This window comes from Streptomyces beigongshangae (genome assembly GCF_019710745.1).
Taxonomy (GTDB): domain Bacteria; phylum Actinomycetota; class Actinomycetes; order Streptomycetales; family Streptomycetaceae; genus Streptomyces; species Streptomyces beigongshangae.
This window is the reverse complement of the sequence record NZ_JAHKJW010000129.1, coordinates 1-5,789: the sequence shown is the minus strand read 5'-3', so window position 1 is coordinate 5,789 and position 5,789 is coordinate 1. Positions and strand designations below refer to the sequence as shown.

At 77.4% G+C, this 5,789-nt stretch carries 3 protein-coding genes; 1 reads left to right on the top strand and 2 read right to left on the bottom strand.

Annotated elements, in window-relative coordinates:
* Together KM933_RS38205 and KM933_RS38200 are read right to left on the bottom strand one after the other, a co-directional pair.
* Positions 1-1,062, bottom strand: a 1,062-nt coding sequence (locus KM933_RS38205) for a serine/threonine-protein kinase (protein WP_221362049.1), incomplete at its 3' end; no start/stop codon positions are given.
* A 152-nt stretch (positions 1,063-1,214) separates the two neighbouring features.
* Positions 1,215-2,918: a serine/threonine-protein kinase gene (locus KM933_RS38200; protein WP_221362047.1), complete on the bottom strand. Its 1,704-nt coding sequence runs from the start codon at positions 2,916-2,918 to the stop codon at positions 1,215-1,217.
* A gap of 422 nt (positions 2,919-3,340) precedes the next feature.
* On the opposite strand from KM933_RS38200, the gene KM933_RS38195 reads away from it, so the two are divergent.
* A partial coding sequence (locus tag KM933_RS38195) for an FHA domain-containing protein (protein WP_221362045.1) occupies positions 3,341-5,789 on the top strand: 2,449 nt, incomplete at its 3' end.

Below are 5,789 nucleotides of genomic sequence, written 5' to 3'. Positions count from 1 at the left end.
CGGCGCCCCGGCCGCCCGCGGAGCGCGCGCCGTACCGAGCGCGCCTCCCGCCAGCTCGTCCGGCCCCGGCACCCGCATCGACGTGTGCGTGTCCCGGTTCGAGTCGGGCTTGGCCCCCGGCACCAGCGGGACGGCCCCGCGCCGCACCCGCTCCCGCGGGGCCTGGGGCTCGGCGGGCGCGTCCTCGTGCGGGGCGTCCGGCTGCCCGTCCGGCTCGTCGACGTCCAGCGGCGGCATGCCCGCGAGCAGGGGCAGCTGCTCGCGCAGCCGCTCCCCCAGCTCGGACGCCCGCAGCCGGGACGCCGGCGCCTTGGCCAGGCACTGCACGAGCAGCTGCCACAGCTCCTCCGGGATGCCGGGCAGCGGGACCACGGTCTCGGTGACGTGCCGCCGCAGGATCGCCCCCGGATGCCCGCCGCCGAACGGCGTGAACCCCGCGAGCAGCTCGTACAGCACGGTCGCCAGCGCGTAGATGTCGACGGCCGCCCGCGGGGGCAGTCCCTCGATGATCTCGGGCGCCAGGTAGTCCGGCGTGCCGATGATCTTCGTCGCGCGGGTCCGCCGCGGCGAGTCGATGAGCTTGGCGACGCCGAAGTCCGTCAGCAGCGCGGGGTGCGCACCGCCGGGCCCGAGCGGTCCCTGCATGTCGAGCAGGACGTTCTCGGGCTTCACGTCCCGGTGCACGACCCCCGCCGCGTGTGCCGCGGCCAGCCCGTCCGCGACGTCGGCCACGATCGCGACGGCCGCCTCGGGCGCGAGCCGCCGCTCCCGGTCGAGCCGGGTGCGCAGGTCGGTGCCGCGCACGAGGTCCATGACCAGCGCGAGGTCGTTGCCGTCGACCACCAGGTCCCGCACGGAGACCACGTGCGGGTGGTCGAGGCCCAGCAGGGCCGTCCGCTCCTGCACGAAACGGCCCACCAGCTCCTGGTCGGACGCCAGGTCCTCGCGCAGCAGCTTGATGGCGACGGGACCCTCGGGACCCTCGCCCAGCCACACCGTGCCGGCGCTGCCCCGCCCCAGGATCTGGTGCGCGGTGTACCGGCTGCCGATCTTCCGTACCAAGACTGCTCCTACGGGCGCGTGTTGGCGACAAAACTACGCGCCCGGAGCGCCAACCTTCACTTCGGCGACGTAAATCACCCCTCGCATGTCGACAAATCCCCAGAACCGCGGCAGGGCTCCGGGGATGTCGTGGGAGCAATCTCCCCAAAGGGCTACTGGGCCGATCCGCCGCCCAGGTCCTCGACCCATCGGGAGACGGTGTCGAACCAGTCCGTGAGCTGGTCCCAGTACCCCTTGCTGGTCCCGATCCAGTCCTGGAGCGGGCTCAGCTCCCAGACCAGCCACCCGGCCACGAACAGGATGACGACCGTGAACAGGCACCCCTTGAGGCAGCCGAGTCCGGGGATCCGCATCGGGCTGGAGCTGCGCTGCCGCGGCGGCCGGGGCTCGCGCTGCGGACGCGGGGCGGGCTGCCGGGGCTGCTGCGGCGCGGGGGCGTACCGCTGCGGCTGGGGCTGGGGCGGCGGCTGGGGGGCGTACCCCTGCTGTCCCTGCGGGTAGCCGTATCCGGGCTGGTTCTGCGGCGGGCGCTGCTGCCGGTTCTGCCGGCGCGGCTGTGGCTGCTGGGGCGGCGGCTGCTGTGGCTGCTGCTGGGGCGGCCGGGCGACCTGCCGCTGCGGACGGCGCCGCAGCGGGTCCTCGCTCGGGTCGAGGTACGGCTGCACCTGCGTCGGCTCGTTGCGGTCGCGGGCCGCGCGCAGCTGGTTCTGCCAGGGGTGGGGGTCCTCGGGGCCCGTTCCCGGCTGGTTCGGCGGCACCGGGGGCATGACGGCGGTCGGGTCGGCCGCGCCGCGGTGGGGCAGGACGGCGGTGGGGTCCGCGGCGCCCGCGCCCGCGCCGGTGTGCGGCAGGACGCTGGTCGCGCCGTTCGGGTCGTAGGCGGCGCCCTGCGGGAGCACCTGGGTGGGGTCGGCGGCGCCCGGGGCGTCCGGCACGGGGGCGGGCGCCGGGTCCGGGGTGAGGAGGACGCCCACGGCCTCGGCGGCGGCGATCTTCGCGGAGTTGGCGTGCACCCCGATGCCCTCGGCGACCGTGCGCAGGCCGCGTGCGAGGTTCACGGCGCTGGGCCGCTCGTCGGGGTTCTTGCGCAGGCAGCGCTCTATGACGGTCCACAGCGGGTCGGGGACCGTGGAGGGCCGGCGCGGCTCGGCGCTCAGGTGCTGGTGGAGGACCTCCAGGGCGGATCCGCCGCCGAACGGCGGACGCCCGGTGACCAGCTCGTACAGCATGATCCCGGCGCCGTAGATGTCGACGGCGGAGGTCTGCGGGCGGCCCTCGGCGGACTCCGGCGCCACGTACGCGGGCGTGCCGACGAACTCGTGGGTGCGGGTCAGGCCCGGGGAGTCGGCGAGGCGCGCGATGCCGAAGTCCGTCAGCATCGGGTGCATCCGCCCGTCGAGCTGCTGGAGCAGGACGTTCGCCGGCTTCAGGTCGCGGTGCACCACGCCGTCGGCGTGGCTGGCGGCGAGCGCGTCGGCGACCTGGGCGGTGAGGAGGGCGGCGGCGACCGGCGAGAACGGGCCGTTCTCGCGCAGGTAGCGGTGCAGGTCCGGGCCGTCGATCAGATCCATGACCAGGGCCAGCAGATCGCCCTCGACCACGAGGTCCCGGACGCGCACGATGTTCGGGTGCGTCAGCCGGAGCAGGACGGAGCGCTCCCGCAGGAACCGCATCACGATGTCCGGATCGTTTGCGAGCTCCTCCTTGAGGACCTTGATCGCCACGGTCTCGCCGGGCTGACCGGGCACGGCCGCCTCGGCGCCCGCGGCCTCGCGCTGGCTGGCCCGCCAGACGGTGCCCGTGGCGCCGCGCCCTAGCGGCTCTTCCAGGAGGTACTTGCTGCCCACCGGCCGCACGTCATGCGCTCCCTGCTGCTTGCTTGCCTGGTCCGTCCACCGGGGTACGGGTGGTTCCGACCCACTGTAATGCCGCCGGAGACGGCACCGGGCTGTCGTCGCGCCGCGGTTCCCCCTCCCCGCCGCCCGTGCGCCGCACGGGAGTCCGCCGCGTCCGTCCGGTGGGAGGACGCCCGCTCCGGGTGCTTTGGTTGCCGGATCTTGACGGGTCCGGTCCCAAGCGATCCCCGGTCGGGCACTTTTGCGGGCAGAGCCGACCAATCAAGATCACTTGATGGCGGAAGACGGGCGTGTTGTCAGTCGCAGGTGCGAGGATGCTGTCCGTACCGGCCGACGTGCCCGTGCGCGGTGGGGGAATCTGCGGTGGGACCGCGGGACGGCCTCGTCGCGGGCGCCCGCGACAGAAGGGACCGCTGACGGCGATGCAGATCCGGCTGACCGTCGTAGACCCGCTGGGCACGCGCCCCGACGGGCGTCCCGCGTCCTGCGACGTGCTGGTCACGGCACCCGCCGGGACCGCACTCGCGGCGGTGGCCTCCGGCCTCGCCTCGGCGGTCGGGGGCGAGGGCCCCGGGGTGCTGTACGCGGAGGCGGAGCGGCTCGACGCGCAGCGCTGCACCCTCGGTGAGCCGCCCCTGGTGGACGGCGCCGTGCTGTCCCTGGGCGCCCCCGCGCAGCCCGGTCCCGACGTCGACCCCGACGCCGCCCAGCTGCGGGTGGTCGCCGGGCCCGACGCCGGCGGGGTCCACCTGCTGCACGGCGGCCGCATCGACATAGGCCGCTCGGCCGACGCCGACGTACCGCTGGACGACCCCGACGTCTCCCGGCTGCACTGCGCCGTGACGGTCGCCGCGGACGGCCGGGTCTCGGTCGCGGACCTGGGCTCGACGAACGGCACGGTGCTGGACGGCAGGCGGGTGGACGGGCGTCCGGTGCGGTTCGCGCCGGGGGCGCTGCTGCGGGTGGGCGAGTCGGCCCTCCAGCTCGCCCCGGCGGGCGAGCCGCCCGCCGTCCGGGAGACCGCGCCGGACGGCGAGGGGCACATACGGGTGGTGGCGACGGGGACCTCCGGGCGGGGACGGCAGCGGCCGGCGGCCCCGCGGGAGCCGGGGCGGGACCGGGGACGGGAACCGGCCCCGGACCGGAGCCGGAGCCAGGAGCAGGGGCAGGACGCGGGGGTGCCCCGTGCGCGGGACGGGGGTTCCCGGGTCGGGCCGCCGACCGCCGAGACCCACCACGGCTACGGGACGGCCGGGTGGGGCGCCGCCGAGGGCGGGGCCCCGGAGCCCCAGGGCCACCTGCCCGCCGGGCCGCCGGGAGTACCGCGGCAGGGCGGGGCGTCGCGGGGGGAGTACGCGGAACCCGGGGAGCCGGCCGAGGAGGGGCCGGAGGTCCAGGGCCCCGGGGAGGGCAGGCGCAAGGGCACCCCCCTGCGGGGGACGCCCGTACCGCGCGGCGCGCGCAGGCGCGGGCTGTCCGCGTGGGCCCGCCGGCTGGCCGGCACCCGCGGCGAGGACCCCTACGACCCTTACGGCCACGACGCCGACGACGACCCGTACGAGGCGGCGTTCGCCGAGCCCGTCCCCCTGGGCGTGCCCGAGCCCGAGCGCTGGCCCGACCCCGCCGCGCTGCTGCTGGCGGCGCTCGGACCGGGACCGCGGCTGTGGGAGCGCGGGCCGGGGCACCGGGAGATGCTCACCGTGCGGCTGGGCACGGCGGACCGGAGCGCGCCCGACGGCTCCGCGCTGCTGCCCGCCGTCCCCGTGACCGCGGCACTGCGGGAGGTCGGCGCGCTGGGCCTGGCCGGGCCGCGCGAGCGCCTCTCGGGGCTCGCGCGCGCGGTGGTCGCGCAGCTCGCCGCACTGCACTCCCCCGACTCGCTGGAGATCACCCTCCTCAGCACGGACCGCGCACGGTCCGTGGAGGAGCGCACCGCCGAGTGGTCGTGGCTCGGCTGGCTGCCGCACCTGCGCCCCACGCACGGCCAGGACTGCCGCCTCCTCCTCGCCTACGACCGCGAACAGGCGGCGGCGCGCACGGAGGAGCTGCTCCGGCGCCTCGACGACCACCTGGCGGAGGCCGGACGCGCCGCCGGCGAGGGTCCGGGAGCCCGCCCCGGCGCGGGCTCCCCGGACGACGGCGGAGCCTTCGAGCCCCGCCGGGGAAGCGCGGCGGACACGGGTGCGGGCTCCCCTCCCGGGACGTACGCGGCGGACCGGGGCGGCCGGGACACCGCCGGCGCCCGCGTGCCCGACCGCGGCCCCTCCCCCTCCGTACCCGCCCCCGGCAGGCACCCCCTCGCCCGCGACGACAACGCCACGCACCTGGGGCTCCCCCGCAGTGGTTCGCAGACCGGCGGGACGCGGGGAGGAGCCCGGCAGCCGTCCTGGGCGCGGCCGGACGACCCGGCGCGGACCGGGTGGCCCGGCCCCTGCACCGTCGTCGTGGTGGACGGGGACCCCGGGTCGGCCGGCGTGCGGGACGCCGTGTCGCGGCTCGCGGCCGAGGGCCCCCGGGTCGGGATCCACGTCGTCTGCCTCGCCGAGACACCGGCCGCGTCGCCTTCCTCGCCGGTGGCCGACACGTACGAGGCGGCCTGTTCGGTGTCGCCCGTGTTCCGCGGGTGCGGGGCCGTCGCGCTGCTCAGCGGCGACGTGGCGACCGCCCTGCGCCTGTTGCGCGTGGCCCCCGGCGCACCGGGCACGCCGGACGGCGGCGGGCCCGTCGGCCACGGCACCCTCGCCGCGGTGGACGCCGTCTCCATGGCGTGGGCCGAGCGCTTCGCGCGGGCGCTCGCGCCGTTGCGTGCGGACGGCGCGGCCGGTGGGGGGCACCCGCGCGTGTCCGCGCCGCTGCCCCAGACCGCGCGGC